This is a genomic window from Pseudomonas sp. AF32 (genome assembly GCF_022342325.2).
GTDB classification, from domain to species: domain Bacteria; phylum Pseudomonadota; class Gammaproteobacteria; order Pseudomonadales; family Pseudomonadaceae; genus Aquipseudomonas; species Aquipseudomonas uvaldensis.
In genome coordinates, this window is the sequence record NZ_RQJK02000021.1 from 111914 (window position 1) to 132734 (window position 20821).

19 protein-coding genes are annotated in these 20821 nt (G+C 61.4%); 12 read left to right on the forward strand and 7 right to left on the reverse strand.

The window, feature by feature from the left end:
- Nucleotides 1–64: 64 nt before the first annotated feature.
- A complete protein-coding gene (locus tag EGM97_RS19735; protein ID WP_238964546.1) occupies nucleotides 65–1471 on the forward strand; it encodes a saccharopine dehydrogenase C-terminal domain-containing protein in 1407 nt (468 codons plus the stop codon).
- On the opposite strand, the gene EGM97_RS19740 is transcribed toward EGM97_RS19735, so the two are convergent.
- Nucleotides 1458–1862, reverse strand: coding sequence for a YkvA family protein (locus EGM97_RS19740; RefSeq protein ID WP_238964548.1), 405 nt, complete (start codon nucleotides 1860–1862; stop codon nucleotides 1458–1460). The genes EGM97_RS19735 and EGM97_RS19740 overlap by 14 nt on opposite strands.
- Nucleotides 1863–2025: 163 nt before the next feature.
- Between EGM97_RS19740 and EGM97_RS19745 the strand changes: the two genes are divergently transcribed.
- Nucleotides 2026–3045, forward strand: a complete 1020-nt coding sequence (locus tag EGM97_RS19745; protein ID WP_238964549.1) for a hypothetical protein — start codon at nucleotides 2026–2028, stop codon at nucleotides 3043–3045.
- Nucleotides 3046–3054: 9 nt separating this feature from the next.
- On the opposite strand, the gene EGM97_RS19750 is transcribed toward EGM97_RS19745, so the two are convergent.
- On the reverse strand, nucleotides 3055–3249 hold the full coding sequence (locus EGM97_RS19750) for a hypothetical protein (RefSeq protein WP_053154390.1): 195 nt from the start codon (nucleotides 3247–3249) through the stop codon (nucleotides 3055–3057).
- Between the two features lie 144 nt (nucleotides 3250–3393).
- Here EGM97_RS19750 and glsB point away from each other — a divergent pair, with 144 nt between their 5' ends.
- Nucleotides 3394–4302: a glutaminase B gene (gene glsB, locus EGM97_RS19755; RefSeq protein ID WP_238964552.1), complete on the forward strand. Its 909-nt coding sequence runs from the start codon at nucleotides 3394–3396 to the stop codon at nucleotides 4300–4302.
- Nucleotides 4303–4403: 101 nt separating this feature from the next.
- On the opposite strand, the gene EGM97_RS19760 is transcribed toward glsB, so the two are convergent.
- On the reverse strand, nucleotides 4404–4733 hold the full coding sequence (locus EGM97_RS19760) for a hypothetical protein (RefSeq protein ID WP_238964554.1): 330 nt from the start codon (nucleotides 4731–4733) through the stop codon (nucleotides 4404–4406).
- 520 nt (nucleotides 4734–5253) lie between these two features.
- Complete coding sequence (locus tag EGM97_RS19765) at nucleotides 5254–7200, reverse strand: DNA topoisomerase III (RefSeq protein ID WP_238964555.1); 1947 nt, start codon at nucleotides 7198–7200, stop codon at nucleotides 5254–5256.
- Nucleotides 7201–7438: 238 nt separating this feature from the next.
- Between EGM97_RS19765 and EGM97_RS19770 the strand changes: the two genes are divergently transcribed.
- Nucleotides 7439–7846: a response regulator gene (locus EGM97_RS19770; protein WP_238964557.1), complete on the forward strand. Its 408-nt coding sequence runs from the start codon at nucleotides 7439–7441 to the stop codon at nucleotides 7844–7846.
- Nucleotides 7847–7914: 68 nt separating this feature from the next.
- Here EGM97_RS19770 and EGM97_RS19775 read toward each other — a convergent pair whose 3' ends face one another.
- Both EGM97_RS19775 and EGM97_RS19780 read right to left on the reverse strand, forming a co-directional pair.
- Complete coding sequence (locus EGM97_RS19775) at nucleotides 7915–9537, reverse strand: MFS transporter (RefSeq protein ID WP_238964559.1); 1623 nt, start codon at nucleotides 9535–9537, stop codon at nucleotides 7915–7917.
- Nucleotides 9538–9655: 118 nt separating this feature from the next.
- Entirely contained in the window at nucleotides 9656–11299 is a 1644-nt protein-coding gene (locus EGM97_RS19780; protein ID WP_238964561.1) for a GMC family oxidoreductase, read from the reverse strand.
- A gap of 119 nt (nucleotides 11300–11418) precedes the next feature.
- On the opposite strand from EGM97_RS19780, the gene EGM97_RS19785 reads away from it, so the two are divergent.
- The 4 genes from EGM97_RS19785 to EGM97_RS19800 all read left to right on the forward strand — a co-directional run bounded on the left by EGM97_RS19785 (nucleotide 11419) and on the right by EGM97_RS19800 (nucleotide 15511).
- Nucleotides 11419–12303, forward strand: a complete 885-nt coding sequence (locus EGM97_RS19785) for a LysR family transcriptional regulator (protein ID WP_238964563.1) — start codon at nucleotides 11419–11421, stop codon at nucleotides 12301–12303.
- A 149-nt stretch (nucleotides 12304–12452) separates the two neighbouring features.
- On the forward strand, nucleotides 12453–12812 hold the full coding sequence (locus EGM97_RS19790; protein WP_477788837.1) for a c-type cytochrome: 360 nt from the start codon (nucleotides 12453–12455) through the stop codon (nucleotides 12810–12812).
- Nucleotides 12813–12929: 117 nt separating this feature from the next.
- A complete protein-coding gene (locus EGM97_RS19795) occupies nucleotides 12930–14228 on the forward strand; it encodes a D-arabinono-1,4-lactone oxidase (RefSeq protein WP_238964584.1) in 1299 nt (432 codons plus the stop codon).
- A 26-nt stretch (nucleotides 14229–14254) separates the two neighbouring features.
- Nucleotides 14255–15511, forward strand: coding sequence for a DSD1 family PLP-dependent enzyme (locus tag EGM97_RS19800; protein ID WP_238964585.1), 1257 nt, complete (start codon nucleotides 14255–14257; stop codon nucleotides 15509–15511).
- 145 nt (nucleotides 15512–15656) lie between these two features.
- Here the strand turns inward: EGM97_RS19800 and EGM97_RS19805 are convergent, their stop codons facing one another.
- Nucleotides 15657–16601, reverse strand: coding sequence for a SphA family protein (locus EGM97_RS19805; protein WP_238964565.1), 945 nt, complete (start codon nucleotides 16599–16601; stop codon nucleotides 15657–15659).
- Nucleotides 16602–16794: 193 nt separating this feature from the next.
- Here EGM97_RS19805 and EGM97_RS19810 point away from each other — a divergent pair, with 193 nt between their 5' ends.
- The 4 genes from EGM97_RS19810 (at nucleotide 16795) to EGM97_RS19825 (ending at nucleotide 20696) form a co-directional block, all read left to right on the forward strand.
- Nucleotides 16795–17835: an AraC family transcriptional regulator gene (locus tag EGM97_RS19810; RefSeq protein WP_238964567.1), complete on the forward strand. Its 1041-nt coding sequence runs from the start codon at nucleotides 16795–16797 to the stop codon at nucleotides 17833–17835.
- 111 nt (nucleotides 17836–17946) lie between these two features.
- Nucleotides 17947–18699, forward strand: a complete 753-nt coding sequence (locus EGM97_RS19815) for a GntR family transcriptional regulator (protein WP_238964569.1) — start codon at nucleotides 17947–17949, stop codon at nucleotides 18697–18699.
- Nucleotides 18696–20426 carry a fumarate reductase/succinate dehydrogenase flavoprotein subunit gene (locus EGM97_RS19820; protein ID WP_238964571.1) on the forward strand — a complete coding sequence of 577 codons (1731 nt, stop codon included), beginning with the start codon at nucleotides 18696–18698 and terminating at the stop codon, nucleotides 20424–20426. Before EGM97_RS19815 ends, EGM97_RS19820 begins: the two co-directional genes overlap by 4 nt.
- A gap of 24 nt (nucleotides 20427–20450) precedes the next feature.
- Nucleotides 20451–20696, forward strand: coding sequence for a 4Fe-4S dicluster domain-containing protein (locus tag EGM97_RS19825; protein ID WP_108228141.1), 246 nt, complete (start codon nucleotides 20451–20453; stop codon nucleotides 20694–20696).
- The last annotated feature ends 125 nt before the right edge of the window (nucleotides 20697–20821 follow it).

The window sequence follows — 20821 nt, forward strand, 5'->3', positions numbered from 1 at the left end:
AGTAGCCAAGGCTCCATGACCGGTATTACATGGCTTCAATGACCGCAGTTTCGGGGAACAGCGCATGGAACATCAGGTCTCGTTCAGCGGACATCTGATTTTCATCGGTTTTGGCACCATTGCCCGAGCCATCCTGCCGTTGCTGTTGAGCCAGGAACACATCCCGATCAAGCGCATCACCGTCATCGCGCCGGTGATCGACCACAACATCTGGTTCAAGGAGCGGGGGATTCGCTTTGTCCGCCAGGCGTTGACGGAACACTCTTTTGTCCAGGTCCTGGACCGTGTCGTCCGACAGGGCGATTTCATCGTCAATCTTTCCGTGGAGGTCAGCTCTCTGGCGCTGATCGCGTATGCCTTCGACAAGGGTGCGTTGTATCTCGACACCTGTGTCGAACCTTGGGCGGGCGGCTATGACGACCCCCGTCTGGAGCTTTCGCGTCGCACCAATTACGCGTTGCGTCATGACGTACTGGCGTTGCGCAAGAAACTGGGCACAGGCCCGACGGCCGTGGTGGCGCACGGTGCCAACCCCGGCCTGATCACGCATTTGCTCAAGGCCGGGCTGGTGGACCTGGCGCTGCAATTGAACCACCCGCTGCCGCAGAATCGCGACGGTGTGGACTGGGCCAGGCTGTGCATGGAAACGGGAATCAAGGTCATTCATTTCGCTGAGCGCGACACCCAGGTTTCTCACCGGATCAAGCAGGACGATGAGTTCGTCAATACATGGTCGGTGGAGGGGTTCATCAGCGAGGGCAGCCAACCGGCGGAGCTGGGCTGGGGCAGTCACGAGCGAACCTGGCCAGCATGCGCCAGGCGTCATCGCTTTGGTGCGCGCAACGCCATCTACCTCGAACGCCCGAGCGCCAGCGTGCGGGTCAAGACCTGGACCCCTTTGGGCGGGCCCTGCCTGGGGCTGATGATCACCCACCATGAAATTGCGTCCACCGCCGACCTGCTGACGGTGAAAAAGGGCCAGAGCCTCGTCTATCGGCCCACCCTGCATTACGCCTATCACCCATGCAACGACGCGCTGTTATCCATCCATGAGTTGATCGGGCGCGGATGGCAGACCCAGCGCCGGGAGCGCATCCTCAACAGCGAGATCGAAAGCGGCGGGGTCGATGCATTGGGCGTTCTGTTGATGGGGCATGCGCTGAATGCCTATTGGTTTGGCTCGATGCTGAGCGTCGATGAGGCCCGGGCGCTGGTGCCTTTCAACAATGCCACCAGCCTGCAAGTGGCCGCCGGGGTGCTGGCGGGGGTGGTCTGGGCCGTTGAGCATCCGGCGCGTGGCATTGTCGAGCCGGAACAGATGGATTATGAGCGGGTGCTGGAAGTGGCCAGGCCCTACCTGGGCACCCTGGTCGGCCAGCGCACCGACTGGACGCCCAGCGGCAACCATCATGAGGCGTCAGGGGAGGGGGCGCCCGAGGATTGGCAATTCGAACACTTCACGCGGCTCTGAACCAGTCTCGGAACAGGAACCACACCCCCACCAGCGCGGCTAGCCAGAGCAATACGATCACCACGGCGGCCACCTTGTTGACCGGGCGCTGGCCCTGGTTCTCCTGCCATTGCCGGGCCTTGGCTTCACATTCGGCCAGCACCGCAGGTGGCATCAGGCGCAGAGCCAGCCAGATACCCAGCGGCAGCAGGATCACGTCATCCAGATAACCCAGTACCGGAATGAAGTCCGGGATCAGGTCGATCGGACTCATGGCGTAGGCCACCACGACGACGGCGATCATTTTGGGCAGCCAGGGCGTCAGCCGGTGGCGATAGCAGAACCATAGCGTCATGGTCTGGTGCTTCAGGGCCCTGGCCCATTGACGAAGTCGTTTGAAAAGCGATGTCATTGAAATCTGACGGATCGTGGTGGTCTGGCAAGGTTAATCGCAAACCAGGCACGGTGCATCAAGGCCGTGATGACAGGCCCGCAGAGCCTGGTCTTCATGATGCGGTGCCACGCTTTCGGCGGCCTATACTCATTAGCATGACATGAGCCCGGGGGGCGCAATCGTGCTGCGTTCGCTGATGCTGGCGGTCCTGATCGTCCTGGCGGGGTGCGCCATGCCGCAGCGCGGTCAACAGCCGGACACGGTGACGATCGCCCAGGACACCTGGCGGCAGGCTGACCGGGAGATAGTCGCGGCGTCCAGGAGTGCCATCGAGCAGGCCGAACGCTACGCGCGTGGGTCGATGGAACATTGGCGGGTGCTGGTCTACGAACGGACCGAGGCCGAGTTCATCCCGTGGTTCAGCAGTTATTGGACTCAGGAATGGCTGGCGGTGAAAGTCAGCTGGTATGCCGCCAGTGCCGAAGGAGAGGCGGATTCCCCGTCCAGGCGTCTGGCAGCCTACCTGCAGGAGCAATATCGCGAGCAAGTGCTGGAACCTGTTGCCGTGGAGATCGCTCCTGAAGCGATCCGGGCCAACGCGACGAGTTATTACGCGAGCCTGCTCAATCAGCAGGTCCCGGTGATCGCCCAGCGTCATCGTATCCCGCTCGAGCTGATGAACCGTCGTCTGCACGGCATTCCGGCGATCAACCTGGGACCGCCGGCGGCGCGCAACGCTTCGCTGTACGAGTTGGTCCACACCGACCCGCTGAATACCTTGCCGGCCTACGCTGCGTTGATCGATCACGTCAATAAAGCCGCCGCCACGGGTTCAGGCCCATCGGATGCGGTGATCGCCACGGTGGCGCAACGCACCAGTGAAAAGATCGAAGGACAGTTCGCCACGCGGGGGGCGACCGGTGCGGCCGCGGCCGTGGCAGGGAAGGCGGCGGGGGCTTTGATTTCCGTGGGAGTGGCGGGCATTCGCGCAATCATTCACGAGGGCGAGCGGCCGGAAATGGAAGCGCAGATCCGCAAAAGCCTGAGCGCCGCTTTTGACGAGGCGTGGTTCAAGTCACTCAAGCATCCCCTCAGCGGCGTGCTGGCACCGGTCTATTATCTGGATGAAGAAATCAGAGACAGCCTGGTGGAAATGGAACTGACAAACCGGCCCGTAGAGTTGCCGCAGCTCAAGCCGTAGAGGACGGGCTCATTCCGTCCCAAGGGTGATGCGGCAACCCTTGCGTTGACGGATCTGTTCGTCCGAGGGCCGTTCCTTGATGAATTCGAAGCGCGGTTCGCCTTCGCTGTATATCACCAGCCAGCCCCATTCCAGTTCACTTTCGTCCTGTCCCGGCTGGGGCGGCGACGCCCACCAGGGTTCCTTTTGCATGATCTGACGCATCGTGTGCTCCTGCCGGTTGATCTTTCACTATAGACCGCTCGATTGGACGACTGATGCAGGTATGAGTGTGCTCTGCTCCCGCTTGTCGACGTCTAGGGTCTGTATCCCCGCATTCGAACGGGCAATGACTGGACCCCCGCACCCATGCAAGCACTGTTGAACGAGATCCTCGATGCGGTCCGCCCCCTGATCGGTCAGGGCAAGGTGGCCGACTACATTCCGGCCCTGGGCACCGTGCCTGCCAATCAATTGGGCATTGCCGTGTATGGCAACGATGGCGAGATGTATTGCGCCGGCGACGCCGAAACGCCGTTTTCGGTGCAGAGTATTTCCAAGGTTTTCAGCCTCGTGCAGGCCATCCAGCATTCCGGAGAGGCCATCTGGGAGCGCCTGGGCCATGAGCCGTCCGGCCAGCCCTTCAACTCTCTGGTGCAGCTGGAATTCGAACGCGGCCGCCCGCGCAATCCCTTCATCAATGCCGGTGCCTTGGTGATCTGCGATATCAACCAGTCGCGGTTTGCCGCTCCGGCGTTGTCGATGCGCGATTTCGTGCGGCGCTTGTCGGGTAATCCCCAAGTGATGGTGGACGGCAAGGTCGCCGAGTCGGAGTATCAGCATCGAGCCCGTAACGCGGCGATGGCTTACCTGATGCAATCGTTCGGCAACTTCCATAACGACGTGGAGGCAGTGCTGCGCAGTTATTTCAGTCACTGTGCGTTGCGTATGAACTGCATCGACCTGGCCCGGGCGTTCTGTTTCCTGGCCAATGACGGCTTCTGCAAGCACAGCGGCGAACAGATCCTGAGCGCCCGCCAGACCCAGCAGGTCAACTCCATCATGGCCACCAGCGGGCTGTATGACGAGGCTGGCAATTTCGCTTATCGCGTCGGTCTGCCTGGCAAAAGCGGGGTGGGCGGCGGGATTGTGGCCGTGGTGCCGGGGCGTTTCACTGTATGTGTCTGGTCGCCGGAGCTCAATGGCGCTGGCAACTCACTGGCCGGCATGGCGGCGCTGGAACTGCTGAGCCAGCGGATTGGCTGGTCGGTGTTCTAGCTTTGTGCGAAACGCGCCAGCGCGATGATCATGTCCCATGAGGGATGACGAAAAAGGGCCCGTTCCTGGTGAGGAATCGGGCCCTTTTTATTCATGAGCAATCAGTAGAGACGGTCGATGACCTGCACCTGCGAGGTGTTTTGTACCGTCTGCCAGGCCTGGGTCAGCGTCTGCAGCACGCGACCGATGTAGTCTCTGTCGGCGGCGGCCTTCTTGCCGACGTAGCCTTGCCCGCGGCGATACATCTTCAGCCGGGCACACAGGTCTTGCGTGTTCCTTTCGAACTCGTCTTCCTGGGTGTACGGCGACAGGCAATCCATATGCACCTGACCAGTCTTGCTGATCCACAGGATATGGCTGTCGAGGGTGTCCTTGTGTGCAGCGAACATGCGAGCCAGTTCATCAATAGATGGTTGATTGTTCAGATTCATGTGTAAGCCCCTTGACCATTTGGTTGATCTGTCTGGTGGTTCGCAAAAAACTTCGCCATTCGGTAAGTCGGGTACCGAAACCAGGCCGTCAGCGTTCATCCGTCGAGCTTCGGCGGTGTCGTCAAACGGCTGTGTAGTGCTATCGAAGGGCTGCTACGCAAATGCGCTACAACGAAGAGAAACAGCGAAGAACCATTCCAGGCATCGTCAACTTTCGAGGGTCGACCCGCGCGTCATGAGGACCTTCGCCAGCGTTTCTCGTCCTTGTTTCCGGACGGTCATGCCAGGTCAGCACCTTCAATCTGCCTTGTGGGCAGTCCCTTATCCAAAAAACAGCTCGGCGGTCAGACGAGCTTGCTCAAACGGTTACCTGTGCTCCCGATCGGGGAGACGTCTGCATCATGCAAGGGCAAATCTGTGTCGTCAACGGTTTTGTAGTGATTATTTTTGTTCACTACATATTGTCGGACAAGATGGTTTGGGTATGAAAAGGCTAGCGTGGGTGAGATGGCCGGTGTGCTCAGGTTGCCTTGGCTTTGGTCGGTTTGCGCGGTGTGCCGGCAGCCTTGCGCCTGGCCGGTTTGCGTTTGTTCTTCCAGGGCGTGGCGCTGCGACCGGCGGGGCTGGCCGGACCGCTGATGGTCAGGCTCATGCCCTGACAGCGGGCGATGTGCTTGCTCATCCAGGCGGCCTGGCGTGTGACGAATTCTTCCAGGCTCATTTCTCCGCTTTGCACCATGTCCAGCGCCTGTTCCCAGATGGCGGTGGTGCCCGGGTCGGCGATGGCGCGGGGCACTGCGTCGATCAGGCTGGAAGCCGCGGGGGTGGCCGACAGTGCCTTGCCATGCTTGACCAGGTAACCGCGATCGAGCAGGCCCTGGATGATCGAGGCCCGGGTCGCTTCGGTGCCGATGCCGGTGGTGTCCTTGAGCTTCTGCTTGAGCAGCGGATCCTCCACCAGCCTGGCAACGTTTTTCATGGCCTTGATCAGGTCGCCCTCGGTGAAGGGCTTGGGCGGCTGGGTCCACAGGTCCTTGAGCGTCACTTGCTCGACGGTGCAGTCAAGGCCTTCCACCAATGCTGGCAGGGTTTGCGGTGCCGGGGCTTCCCGGCCTGGTGCGGGAGCCAGGGCTTCGGGCAGGGCGCGTTTCCAGCCGGGCTCGACGATCTGCTTGCCCACGGCACGCAGCACCTGGCCGGCGCACTCGAAATCGGCCTGGGTGCGGTCGTATTCATGGAGGGGCAGGAACTGCGCCAGATAGCGCGCACGTATCAGGGTATAGACGGCTCGTTGCTTGCCGGCGAGCTTGTCGAGGTTCTTCGCGGCAATGGTCGGAATAATGCCGTGGTGGGCGCTGACCTTGGCGTCGTTCCACGCCCGGGATTTGCGTTGCGGCTGCAAATGCTCGCCCAGCGGCACAAGGCTCGGGTCAGCCTGGGCGAGGGCGGCGAGGATTGCCGGCGCTTCGCTGTGCTGGCTCAACGGCAGGTAGCCACAATCGCTGCGCGGATAGGTAATAAGCTTGTAGGTTTCGTAGAGCGACTGGGCGATGTCCAGGGTTTCCTGGGCGCCGAGGCCGAGCTTCTTCGAGCAGATTTCCTGCAGGGTGCCCAGGTCGAAGGGCAATGGCGCCGCTTCTCGCAGGCGCTCGGTGCGTACCTGGGTGACCAGCGCGGTCCCAGCGGTGCTCATGGCCTGGGCGGCTTCGCGTGCCAGGGCCTGGTTCAGGCATCGTTCCTGGTCGTCACAGGCTTGCGGATCGGCCCGCCACTGAGCGGTGAACCCGGTGCCGGCATGGCGCAGCTGGACGTCGATGGCCCAATAGGCGACCGGCACGAAATCGGCGATGCTGCGGTCGCGGTCCACCACCAGCCGCAGGGTCGGTGTCTGCACGCGACCTACCGGCAATACGCCCTGGTAGCCGGATTGCCGTCCCAGCAAGGTGAACAGGCGACTCAGGTTCATGCCAATCAGCCAGTCCGCCCGGGAGCGGCCCAGGGCCGAATGGTACAGGTTGAATGTTTCGGCACCCGGTTTGAGGGCGGCCAGGGCCTTGCGGATCGAGGCTTCGTCCAGGGCCGATAGCCACAGACGCTTGATTGGCCCGCGATAACGGCAGTGCTCCACCAGCTCCCGAGCGATCATTTCGCCCTCCCGGTCGGCATCGGTGGCGATCACCAGTTCCCTGGCCTCCCCAAGCAGGCGCTTGACCGCCTTGTACTGGCTGGCGGTCTTCGGCTTGACGGTCATTTTCCATTGCGCCGGCACGATCGGCAGGTCGGCCAGCACCCAACGCTTGTACCGCGCATCGTAGGCATCGGGCGGGGCGGTTTCCAGCAGATGGCCGATGCACCAGGTGACCGTGACGCCTGCCCCTACCCAGCAGCCGTCACCACGCCGCCTTGCACCGAGCACGGCGGCGATGTCCTTGGCCTGGGACGGTTTTTCACAAAGGTAGAGCTGCATGACGCCTGTTTCCCGAACAGTTTCCTGAGGCCGTAGCATGGTCAGGGATCGGTCCGAGGGCAAGTTTTATCTGTATGCATATACAGATAAAACGTTGCGCTGCGTTGCAGCAGGGCGTCTGGCATGACGTTCGGCGGGTGTAGCGGCAAGCAGAATGAATTAAAGGAAAAGGTGCAACTCATACATGGCAGAGCGGTAAAAACCGTGAAAATTTCCGAGGGCAAGGAGAGTCAATCACATGAATTCGATGCCAAACGGTAACGGGCAGGCGACCACACGTTTGATTCTTGTCGTTGAAGATGACCCGACCATTCTGGAGTTCCTGTGCGAAATACTGGAGGACGAGGGCTTTGTCGTGGAGCCTCGGGAGAGCGCTGATTCGGCGTTGACATTCCTTGAGCAGAGCGCCGATTACGTGGACTTGTTGCTCACCGATATCACCATGCCCGGCAAGATCGATGGCGCGGACCTGGCCAACCTCACCGGGGATCGCTGGCCGCAGATTCCGCTGTTGATCATGTCGGGCTACGAAACGCCGGAAAGCGCCGGTATCAAGCACCACGCTTCGTTCATTGCCAAGCCATGGGCGTTGGGACAGATGCTGGATCTGGTGGAAAGCACGGTGAAGGATCACCAGGTCCATTAATGGCGAAGAAGGATCATCTGTGGAAGCCGGGTTGGCTCCCACAGATGTGTCGGACCGCCGCCATTCCCTCAGTTTTTGTCCAGGTCCACGTTGCGGGTTTCCCGCAGGCAGAGCATGCCTACGATCAGGCTCACCGCGGTGATGACCACGGGGTACCACAGCCCGTAGAAGATATCCCCGGTGTAGACCACCAGGGCAAATGACACGGTGGGCAGAAAACCGCCGAACCAGCCATTGCCGATGTGGTAGGGCAACGACATGGAGGTATAGCGGATGCGGGTGGGGAACAGTTCGACCATCAGTGCCGCCAGTGGGCCGTAGCACATCGCCGAAATGATGATCAGCGCCACGATCAGTACGACGATCATCGTGCGGTTGATCTGCTGGGCATCGGCTTTTTGTGGGTAGCCTGCCAGGGTCACCGCGCCGCGCAGGGCGGCTTCGTCGAAGCCTTCAAGTTTCACGTCACCCACGCTGACTTGCACCGTGCTGCCGGCCGGGGCCGCGACGCTGCTGTAAGGCAGGCCTTGCTTGACCAGAAAGGTCTTGACCTTGTCGCAGGGGCTGTCGAAGCGCGCTTTGCCTACGGGATCGAATTGGAACGTGCAGGTCGCCGGGTCGGCGACCACGGTGATCGGTGCCTGGCGGCTGGCCTGGTCGATGGCCGGGTTGGCGTAATGGGCCAAGGTCTTGAAGATCGGGAAGTACAACACCGTCGCCAGCAGCAGACCCACCATCAGTACCGGTTTGCGTCCGACCTTGTCCGATAGCCAGCCAAAGAAAATGAAGAAGGGCGCGCCGATGATCACGCTGACGATCAGCAGGCTGTTCGCCAGGGCTGGGTCCATCTTCAGGAACTGAGTGAGGAAGAACAGCACGTAGAACTGTGCGGCATAGAAGGTCACGGCTTGGCCGGCGTTGATGCTGAACAGGGCGATCAGCACCACCTTGAGGTTTTCCCACTTGCCGAAGGATTCGCGAATCGGCGCCTTGCAGCATTTGCCTTCTTCTTTCATTTTCAGGAACGCTGGCGACTCATGCAGGCTCAGGCGGATCCAGGTGGAAATGCCCAGCAGCAGGATCGACAGCAGGAACGGGATGCGCCAGCCCCAGACTTCGAACTGATCACCGGTGAAGTAGCGGCAGCCCAGTACTACCAACAACGAGAGCAACAGCCCGAGGGTGGCGGTGGACTGGATCCAGCTGGTGTGGAAACCGCGTTTGCCTATCGGCGCGTGCTCGGCGACGTACGTGGCCGCGCCGCCGTATTCACCACCCAAGGCCAGGCCCTGGAGCATGCGCAGCACGACGAGGATGATCGGCGCGGCGATGCCGATGCTGGCGTAGTTGGGCAGCAGACCTACGCAGAAGGTCGCCAGGCCCATGAGGACGATGGTGGCCAGAAAGGTGTACTTGCGCCCGATCATGTCCCCCAGCCGCCCGAACACCAGGGCGCCGAACGGCCTCACGATGAAGCCGGCAGCGAAGGCCATCAGGGCGAAGATGAACGCCGTGGTGTCGTTGACACCGGCGAAGAACTGCTTGCTGATCACCGCGGCCAGGGCGCCGTAGAGGAAAAAGTCGTACCACTCGAACACCGTCCCCAGGGACGAGGCGAAGATGACTTTCTGGGTTTCCTGGCTGGTGCCCATGCTGCGCGTAGCTTCCAGGGGCTGAACATGTTCGGACATAGCGGTATCCCTCACAGTGATTGTTTTTGTTGTTCCACTGTCGACGCCGGTATTGGCGTTGTTGCTTGCTGCATTCCATGAGTTCATGCGGGCTCCCACAAGGGGCCAGTATTGTTCTTCAGACCGTCGCGGTTTCCTTTTGCGCTGTAGTGTTTCGGGTGTCTGGTTCGAGCATCATCTGCGCCGCCTTCTCGGCAATCATCAGCGTCGGTGAGCAGGTGTTGCCCGAGGTGATGCGTGGCATGATCGAGGCGTCGGCGATGCGCAGGCCTCTGATGCCATGCACACGCAACTGCGCATCCACCACCGCATCGCGATCCTGGCCCATGCGGCAGGTACCCACCGGGTGAAAAATCGTCGTACCGATCCGGGCAGCGGCCTGGTGCAGTTCTTCCTCCGTCTGCAGACTGGGGCCCGGCAGGTATTCCGTCGGCTTGAAGGCGCGCAGGGCCGGGGCGGTGACGATACGGCGGGTCAGGCGAATGGCGTCGGCGGCGACTCGCAGGTCCTCGGGATGGCTCAGGTAATTGGGCTGGATCAGCGGCGCCTCGTTCGGGGCCGCCGAGCGGATGTCCACCCGGCCACGGCTTTGCGGACGCAGGTCGCAGACCGAGGCCGTGAAGGCCGGGAAGGTGTGCAGCGGTTCCCCGAAGCGTTCCAGGGACAATGGCTGAACGTGGTACTCGAGATTGGCCGAGGTCTGTTCCGGCCCCGAACGGGCGAAGGCGCCGAGCTGGCTGGGGGCCATGGACAGCGGGCCGCTGCGGTCGTAGAGGTAGCGCAGGCCCATGCCCATCTTGCCCCATAAGCTACCGGCGATCTGGTTCAAGGTGCGGGCGTTTTCCAATTGATAGATCAAGCGCAGTTGCAAGTGGTCCTGCAGGTTGCCGCCTACGCCGGGCAACTCCTGGGCCACACCGATACCCAGCCGTTGCAGCAGGTGGCGCGGACCGATCCCGGAGCGTTGCAGGATTCCTGGGGAGCCAATGGCCCCGGCGCATAGCACGATTTCCTTGCGGGCCTTGAAGCTCATCGCCTTGCCTTGGCAGCGTGCGCTGACGGCGTCGGCCCGACCGTCGCGCAGCAGTACGCGGTCGACCTCAACCTCGGTCAGTACCCTGAGGTTGGCACGATGACGCACCGGTTTGAGGAAGGCCTTGGCCGCGTTCCAGCGCACCCCGGCTTTCTGGTTGACCTGGAAATAGCCGCAGCCTTCATTGTCGCCGCCGTTAAAGTCGTCGACGTTGGGGATGCCGCTCTGTTCGGCGGCGGTACGGAAGGCGTCGAGGATCGGCCATGACAAGCGCTGGCGGTCCACTCGCCATTCGCCGGCGGCCCCGTGCAGTTCGGAGTCTCCGGCGAAGTGGTTTTCGCTTTGCTTGAATAGGGGCAGTACGTCCTTCCAGGCCCAGCCGGGATTGCCCTCGGCGGCCCAGCCATCGTAATCCGCCGCTTGGCCGCGCATGTAGATCATGCCGTTGATGGAGGAGCAGCCGCCCAGTACCTTGCCACGCGGATAACTCAGGGCACGCCCTTGCAGGCCGGGTTGGGCTTCGGTCTTGAAGCACCAGTCGGTACGCGGGTTGCCGATGCAGAAGAGATAACCCACGGGGATGTGGATCCAGGGATAGTTGTCGCGCGCACCGGCCTCGAGCAGCAGTACCCGGTGTTGTGGGTTGGCCGAAAGCCGGTTGGCCAGCAGGCATCCGGCAGGGCCGGCGCCCACGATCACGTAATCGTATTCATCGATGACAGGTTGCATCCGCGACCTCGTTTCTTGTTCTTGTGGTACCCATCCTAGTTGTTAGTTTTCGTTTGAAAAATGTTAGTTTTCACGCACCCGCTGTGCGTTTACAAACAGCAAGGTGCAAGGGAGCGGACATGTTCGACTGGAATGACCTGCGTTATTTTCTGGAACTGCAACGCAGCGGTCGTTTGCTGACCGCCGCACGACGCCTCAACACCACCCATGCCACGGTGGCCCGGCACATCGAGGCCATCGAAAAGAGCCTGGGCACCGCGCTGTTCGTCCAGCATGCCCAGGGCTACGAACTGACGCCGGCCGGCGAGACGCTGCTCAAACATGCCGAGGCCATGGAGAACGTGGCGCTGTTGGCTCAGGAGGACATCACCCAGTCCAGTGCGCCCTTGGGCAAGATCCGCCTGGGCGTGACCGAAGGGCTGGGCATCATGTTCCTCGCCAGTCGCATGGACAGCCTGTTCCAGCGCTATCCGGGCCTGGAAGTGGAGCTGGTGGCGGTGCCTCGGTTCGTCAGCATCCTCAACCGCGAAGCGGAAATCAGCATTCATCTCGAACGGCCGGCGGCCGATCTTTTGGTGACCCGCAAACTCACTGACTACAGCCTGGCGCTGTACGCCAGCCAGGCCTACCTGGATCGCTCGCCGCCGTTGCGCAGTCGCGAGGACCTGGCCCGTCATGCCTGGATCGGGTATGTCGACGATTTGCTGTTCAGCCAGGAACTGATGTTCCTCAACAGCTTCTGCCGTAACCCACGGGTGGTGTTCCACAGCACCAGCGTCATCGCCCAGCAACAGGCTGCGCGCTCGGGGCTGGGCATCGCCGTGTTGCCTTGCTTCATGGCCAGCAGCGATCCGGCGCTGGTGCCCCTCCTGCCTGACGAAACCATCCGGCGCAGCTACTGGATCAGTACCCGTCGCGAATTGCACAGGTCCGTGCGCCTGCGCGTGCTGTGGGATTATGTGGTGCAGCTGTGCGAGCGCGAGCAGGGGGTATTGCTTCCCTGAGCGGGCGATTCTGATGGAAGGCTGCCCTGTGGAAGCTAGGCTCGTCTGCGCTGGCCGTTCAAGTCCCCTTTCTTGGCCGGCAATGACCTCAGCCGATGGCTCTGCATGTCTTAGTGTGGTAACCGCCAGACCACAATAAGAGAGATCCCATGTCGGCGAAAATCCCTTGGACGTTGTTGCAGGTCCTTACCTTTGTGCTGCTCGCCGGCTGCGGCGAAGACGCCAAGCCTCCCGCGCCTACCGTGTTCACGGCCATGCCCGCCGACGCGGCGCTTGCCCAGGTCTACGACAGCAGTTGCAAGCTCTGCCATGCCAACCCTGGCGCCGGAGCGCCCCTGACAGGTGACACAAATGCCTGGGCGCCCAGGGTGGCCCAGGGCGCCGACACCCTGCTGGACCACGCGATCAATGGCTACAACGGCATGCCACCGATGGGGTTGTGCATGCACTGTTCCGAAGAGCAGTTCATGGCGTTGATCGCCTTCATGTCCGGCCAACAATTCCAATAACAAGAAAATGGGTACCCAGGCATGACGATGAGTTATTCACGGCGCCGCTTGTTGCAGCAGGCGGGTGTTGTCGCCGCCTTTACGGCTCTGGGCAGCCAGGGCGCGCTGGCCGACCTGATGCGCGCCCCGCGCCTGATTCCCTGGCGCAACTGGTCTGGCGGGCAAAGTTGCCTTCCGGCAGCGCGTCTGGCTCCCAAGGATCTCGATGAGCTGGTGCAAGTGGTGAGCAGCGCCGAAGGACGGATTCGTCCGGTGGGCTCCGGCCATTCTTTCAGCGCGCTGGTGCCCACCGATGGGACGCTGCTGTCGCTGAGTTATTTCAGTGGTCTGCTGGATCACGATGCGGCGAGCCTGCAAGCCGAGTTCGGCGGTGGTACGCCGATGTCTCGCATGGGGCCGGCCCTCAAGGCCATCGGCCAGGCACTGCCGAACATGGCGGACGTAGATTACCAGACCCTGGCGGGCGCGATTGCCACCTCGACCCATGGCACCGGCAAGGCCTTTGGCTCGTATGCGTCTCAGGTCGTTGGCTTGCAGATCGTGACGGCCCGTGGCGAGGTGCTCGATTGCGATGCCAACCGTCATCCGGACGTCTTCAAGGCGGCCCGGGTATCGCTGGGCGCGTTGGGGCTGGTGACCCGCGTACGCCTGCAGAACCGTGCCGCGTATCGGTTGCGCGAGCGCCAATGGGTGGCGAAAACCGAAGAGTTACTGGAGGACGTGGAAACCAACACCAGGGATAACCAACACTGGGAAATGCAGGTGGTGACCCATTCCGACTACGCACTGTCGATAGCCCTGAACGAAACCGAGGACCCGGCCACACCCACCATCAGCCCCGAAGAAGAGGGCGGCAACGAATTCGTCACCCTGATCGAAAAGCTCGACAAGTATGGCAGCGACTTTCCGGCCACACGACGGGCCTTGCTCAACAGCCTTCGGCTGGTGGCGGATTTTGACGACCGGGTCGGCGATTCCCATGACATCTATGCCAATGCCCGCACCGTGCGTTTCAACGAGATGGAGTATTCGGTGCCGGCCGAACACGGCCCGGCGTGCCTGCGAGAGATCCTTGCGCTGATCCGTGACAAGGACCTGCGCACCTGGTTTCCCATCGAATACCGTTACGTGCGGGCCGACGACATTGCCTTGAGCATGTTCGAGGGCCGCGACAGTTGTTCGATCTCGGTGCACCAGCATTACCAGATGGATCACCACAACTTCTTCGCGGCCATCGAACCGATCTTCTGGAAATACCAGGGCCGGCCGCACTGGGGCAAATTGCATTCGCTCAACGCCAAGGCGCTCCGGGCGCTGTATCCGCGCTGGAACGAATTCGCTCAGGTGCGCCAGGCCCTGGACCCTGACGGGAAATTTCTCAACGGGCACCTTTCATCGATTCTGGGGGTGAGCTGATGGGCTTCAATCGTCGTCGTTTCCTCATGGGGACGCTGGGCACCGGGGCCTTGCTGGTGGGTGCCGGGGCCTGGCTACGGCCGACGGATCAAGGCAGCGGCTACAGCGATTATTTCCGCCAACTGAACCGTGAACTCAAGGCCCATGGCCCCATGCGACCGGTGATGCTGATCGACCTGGATCGACTCGATCACAACATCGACGTGGTCAAGGCTTCGGTCCGACGCACCGGCAAGCAGTTGCGGCTGGTGGAAAAATCCCTGCCGGCACCCGGGTTGCTCGATTACATCGGTCGGCGGGCCGAGACCCGACGATTGATGTCATTTCACCAGCCCTTCCTCAACCACGACGCGCGGCAGTTTCCAGAGGCCGATATTCTTTTGGGCAAGCCCTTGCCGGTGCGTTCCGCCGAGCTGTTCTATCAACTTCACAAAGGCGCGTTCGATCCGTCACGCCAGTTGCAATGGCTGCTGGACACGCCTGAACGTCTCGAGCAGTACCGGGCACTGGCCCAGGGGCTCGGTACGCGCATGCGGATCAATATCGAGTTGGATGTGGGGTTGCATCGCGGTGGAGTGGCCGATGACGGGGCGCTGGAGGCGATGCTCAAGCTGATCCGCGCTCATCCGGCGCAGCTGGAGTTCGCTGGGTTCATGGGCTACGACCCCTTCGTCGGGATGGGCGTGCCGGAGCTGCTGGCGAGCCCGGAGACCCTGCTGGCCCGGGTCATGGCAGTCTATAACGCTCGGGTGGATGTCCTCCGCTTGCGTTACCCCGACCTGTGGCACCCGAGCCTGACGTTCAACACCGCTGGTAGCCCAAGCTATCGTCTGCATGAGCGGGAAAACCTCAGTACCGAAGTCTCGGTGGGTACCGCTATGCTCAAGCCCAGCCATTACGATTTGCCGTCGCTGAGTGAGCATGTACCGGCGGTCTATATCGCTACGCCAGTGTTGAAACGTACCGGCGCGGTGAATATCCCGGCGCTGGATGACAAGTCGCGGATTTTTTCCTGGTGGGACGTGAACCAGCGCGCCACGTTTTTCATCTACGGGGGCAATTGGATGGCCGACCTTGAATCGCCCGCCGGCTTGAAGAGCAACGGCCTGTACGGCCGCAGCTCCAACCAGGAAATGGTCAACGGCTCCGAAACAGTAGGGTTGGCGGTGGAAGACCAGGTGTTCCTGAGACCGACCCAGACCGAGTCGGTGTTGCTGCAATTCGGCGACCTGCTGGCGGTGCGAGGGGGAAGAATTGTCGAGACGTGGCCGGTCTACAACTGATCGACAACCAGATGGATAGAAGAATTGCCACAGATCCTATGTGGGAGCGGGCTTGCTCGCGATAGCAGAGGTCCAGTCGACATCGATGTTGAATGTCAGTCCGCTATCGCGAGCAAGCCCGCTCCCACAGGATGAGTGATGTCAGTCATAGCTCAAACGGAATACTGACCTTGGCCCACAGCATTTCGCCCTCGGGCCGGTTTTCCACGTCGAATTCCTTGGCCCAGCGGATCTCGGCGCTGGCGTATTTGAGGAACGTCAGGTGCAGCGCCGGGCCGATGGCGAACACCTGTCCGCGCACGCCATCGTCCACATCCTGCCCGGCGAATTGCACGGTGCGCCCGTATTGTTTGTCGTCGGTGGTCTGCTTGAGGTAATAGCCGTTGAGGCCCAGCCGCAGGTTGTCGGTCACGCGGTAACTGACGGAATAATCGAAGTGGAAAATCTGCCCCGAGCGGTAATCGGTGTCCTTGTTCTCGCGGTTGAAACTGTAAGTGGTCTTCATTGACACCTCGGTTCTTTCCGTGGGCAGCCAGGTGAAGGAGAACAGCGGCTTGTAGGTGTAGAAGTTGGTGCTGGTGTTGGCCAGGCGATCCGCGTCGTATTCGCCAGTCGGCACAGTGATTTCCACGGCGGCGGCCAGGGTCAGGTTCTTACCCATGTCCCACAGCACGATGGGTGAAATGGTGGTGTCGCCCATGCTTTCGCGAGTGTCCTGCAGGCCGAACACCGAGACTTCCTGCTTGAGCCAGGGCTGGGCGATATAGATGCCAAACCGCCCGCCTGCCACCCGCAGCGGGCTCAGGTAATCGATACGCGGGACCACTGCCGTGGATTCGATCTCCACATTGGGGACTTCACCGCCCAATGAACTGATGTTGAATTTCCGAGCCTTGTAATGGTTGTAATACAGGTTGAACGCGAACATGTTGTCCGGAAGGCTGTCGACCTCCAGCGGCAACACGAAGAAGCCGTCGGTGCCGGGACCGATGTTATCGACACCGGTTTCGGTGGCCAGGGCCGGCAAAGCGCAAGCGCAGGCCAGGCCCAGGGTCATTTGCAAGGCGAATGTCGTGCGGATCGGGTTCATTGGGGAGCTCGTTATTATTGTTGGGTCCGAGCCATAGAAATAAGCCGTTCGTGACCGGTAGGGCAGGGTATTGGCGGCCACGCAGGGGACTTGGGCGGCCACATTTTGTATCCCCCGTTGCATTGGCTCATGCTAACGTTCATGAAACAACCGGTTACAAAAACGCCTCCTAACGTGCCCCGGACCCCCGCCCATGCTCAAAGTCATCGACCCTACCTATGAACTGGCGCTGGTATCGCCGTTCCTGCTGCAAACCCTGGCTGAAGTCGTGGCGGACAAAGGCTTCGACGCAGCCGGTCTGTGTCGCGGGCTGGGGTTCGGTCTCGACGATCTCCAGGATCCTGCGCAACGAATTTCCTATCGTCAGGCCGTCATCATGATTCAACGGGCGCTCAAGTTGTTGCCCGACAAGGGCCTGGGATTGTGGGTCGGCGATCGCAACGTCCTGGGCACCCTGGGCTTGCTGGGGCATGTCTTGTCGCTGTGCGAAACCCTGCGCGATGCCTTCGCCCTGGGAGTGCGTTACCAGCACACCACCGGCGGAATCGCGGTGACCAGTGTCGAGGAAACCGCGGAGCGGATCATGGTCGAAGCGAGCTGCCGGCTGCCCTTTGCCGAGATTCAGGTGTTCGCGGTCGAAGAGTTCTTCGCCAGCCTGATGGTGTATGGCCGGGCGTTGGCTGGGCCGGATTTCAAGCCCGAAGCCGTGGAGTTCATGCATGCCTCGCCGTCCTATGCCCAGGAGTATCAACGCATACTGGGCCCTGTCGTGCGCTTCGGATGCCGGCACAACCGCATGCTGATCGATGTCCACTGGCTGGATCTGCGTTTGCCCAATCACCATCCGCTGGCCCTGCGCCAGGCGTTGGCCTTGCTGGAGCAGGAGGCCGGCGAGGTGCATCAGAAGATCGACCTGATCCAGGCCGTGGAACGGGCGATTGCCCGGGACCTGACCCGGGGCAGCCACATCGAGAAAATCGCCGGCGACCTCAACATGAGCAGTCGTACCCTGCGCCGTCGTCTGACCGAACACAACCTGACGTTCGAAGCCTTGCTGGAGCAGGTACGGCGCGGCCGGACCCTCATCCTGCTGGCCAATCCCGAACTGTCCATCGAACGCATCACTGAAGAGGTCGGCTACAGCGATGTACGCAGTTTCCGTCGGGCGTTCCGACGCTGGACCGGCATGAGCCCCAGCGCGTTTCGCAGCGAAGGGGCGGAGGCCCGGCTCTAGGGTTTGTACTTTTCGTACAAAGCCTAAGGATATGTCCAAACGGTATTTCTCAAGCCCCGGGCGCGCTCCCTAAGATCACGTCATAACTCGTTATGACAAGTGATCAGGGCCATGTCCGACAACGTGCTTTCCCTCAGCAGCGTACCGCTGCATACCCAACTGCGAGACGTGCTGCGTGCGCGCATCCTCGATGGTGAATACCCCCAGGACAGCCAGATGCCTTCGGAAAGCGAGCTGGGCGCGCTGTTTCGCGTCAGCCGCATCACCGTGCGCCAGGCGTTGGGGGATCTGCAAAAGGAGGGGCTGATTTTCAAGATCCATGGCAAGGGGACGTTCGTTGCCAAGCCCAAGACCTATCAGAACGTCAGCACGCTCCAGGGCCTGGCCGAGTCCATGACCGGGCGCGGCTTCGAGGTGATCAACCGCCTGCGCAGTTTCAAATTCATTCCGGCCGACAAGCTGGTGGCCGAACGCCTGAAAGTGGCTGAAGGCGGCGTGGTTGCCCAGATCAAACGGGTGCGGCTGATCAACCGGGCGCCGATCTCGCTGGAGATTACCTATCTGCCCAAGGCTCTGGGTGAGCGCCTGGAAAAAGCCGACCTGGTGACCCGCGACATTTTCCTCATCCTGGAGAACGACTGCGGTTTGACCCTGGGCCATGCGGACCTGGCCATCGATGCAGTGCTGGCCGATGCCGACCTGACCCAGGCCCTGGAGATCGAACCGGGGTCGCCCATCATGCGCATCGAGCGCCTGACCCATGATGCCGATGGCCAGCCACTGGATTTCGAACACCTCTACTACCGCGGCGATGCCTTCCAGTACCGCTTGCGGATCGACCGACAGAAAGGGAAGCAGGCATGAGCCGAACCACGTTAGAGCAGGAGTACGACATTGTTGTCATCGGCGGTGGCACTGCCGGGCCCATGGCGGCAATCAAGGCCAAGGAGCGCAACCGCGACCTGCGGGTGCTGCTGGTGGACAAGGCCAACGTCAAGCGCAGCGGCGCCATCAGCATGGGCATGGATGGCTTGAACAACGCCATCATCCCCGGTCATTCGACACCCGAGCAGTACACCAAGGAAATCACCATCGCCAACGACGGCATTGTCAATCAGGCGGCGGTGTACGCCTACGCCACCCACAGTTTCGAGACTATCGAGCAATTGGACCGCTGGGGCGTGAAGTTCGAGAAGGACGAGACCGGCGACTACGCGGTGAAAAAAGTCCACCACATGGGCGCCTACGTGCTGCCGATGCCGGAAGGGCATGACATCAAGAAGGTCTTGTATCGCCAGTTGAAACGGGCGCGGGTGAGTATCACCAATCGCTTGGTCTGTACTCGGTTGCTGACCGACGAGGAGGGCGCGGTTAACGGGGTGATGGGCTTCGATTGCCGCACCGCCGACTTCCAGGTGATCAAGGCCAAGGCCGTCATCTTGTGCTGCGGCGCGGCGGGACGCCTGGGACTGCCGGCCTCCGGTTACCTGATGGGCACCTACGAGAATCCCACCAACGCTGGCGACGGCTATGCCATGGCCTACCACGCCGGCGCCGAACTGGCGAACCTGGAGTGCTTCCAGATCAACCCGTTGATCAAGGATTACAACGGCCCGGCCTGTGCCTATGTCACCGGCCCCCTGGGCGGCTACACCGCCAACAACAAGGGCGAGCGCTTCATCGAATGCGACTACTGGAGCGGCCAGATGATGTGGGAGTTCCACCAGGAACTCGAAGGTGGCAACGGCCCGGTGTTCCTCAAGCTCGATCACCTGGCCGAGGAAACCATCCAGAACATCGAAGAGATCCTGCACAGCAACGAGCGCCCGAGTCGCGGCCAGTTCCACGCCAATCGCGGAACCGATTACCGCACGCAGATGGTGGAAATGCACATCTCCGAGATCGGTTTTTGCAGCGGTCATTCAGCCTCGGGCGTGTGGGTCAACGAGCGGGCGGAAACCTCGGTCAAGGGCTTGTACTCGGCCGGCGACATGGCGGCGGTGCCGCACAACTACATGCTCGGGGCGTTCACCTACGGTTGGTTCGCCGGCAACAACGCCGCGAATTTTGTCGCCGGGAAGGATTTTTCGGCGCTGGATACCGGGCAGATCGAACGAGAGAAAGACCGGGTCTTTGCGCCGCTGGAGCGTGAACACGGCCTGCCGCCGGCCCAGGTGGAGTACAAGCTGCGCCGCTTCGTCAACGATTACCTGCAGCCGCCAAAGGTCACCAGGAAGATGCAGATCGGCCTGCAACGCTTCAGCGATATCCAGCGCGACCTGGATCGGATCAAGGCCCACAACGCCCACGAATTGATGCGCGCCATGGAAGTCAGCGTGATCCGCGACTGCGCCGAAATGGCCGCCCGCGCCTCGCTGTTCCGCGCCGAAAGTCGTTGGGGACTGTACCACTATCGGGTCGACCATCCGCAGCGCAACGACAGCGAATGGTTCTGCCATTGCCACCTGAAGAAGGGCGACGACGGCGCGATGACCTCGTTCAAGAAAGCCGTAGAGCCTTACATCATCGCTCTGGATGCCGACGAACTGCAGGCCTACGACCGGCTGCGGGTTGGCGCCGACGCGGCCTGAAACGATCACCCAAAGAGAACGCTTATGGCCTATCAACCCCAGGAAATTTTTTTCCGCTCCAATGCCCCCGTCACCGTGGACGAGGACAAATGCATCGCCCACAAAGGCTGCACCGTCTGCGTCGATGTGTGCCCCATGGACCTGCTGGCGATCAACCCGACGACCCAGAAGGCCTACATGGCGTTCGATGAATGCTGGTACTGCATGCCCTGTGAAAAGGACTGCCCGACCGGGGCGGTGAAGGTGGAGATTCCTTACTTGCTGCGTTGACTGAGACACCGCTAATCGCGAGCAGGCTCGCTTGTATGGTAGGACTTGAAGGGAGGAGGAGGGACAAGGCTCGATTCTGACTGTTAGCCGCAGTACAGACTGTGGGAGATTTCGCCCCTCCTCCT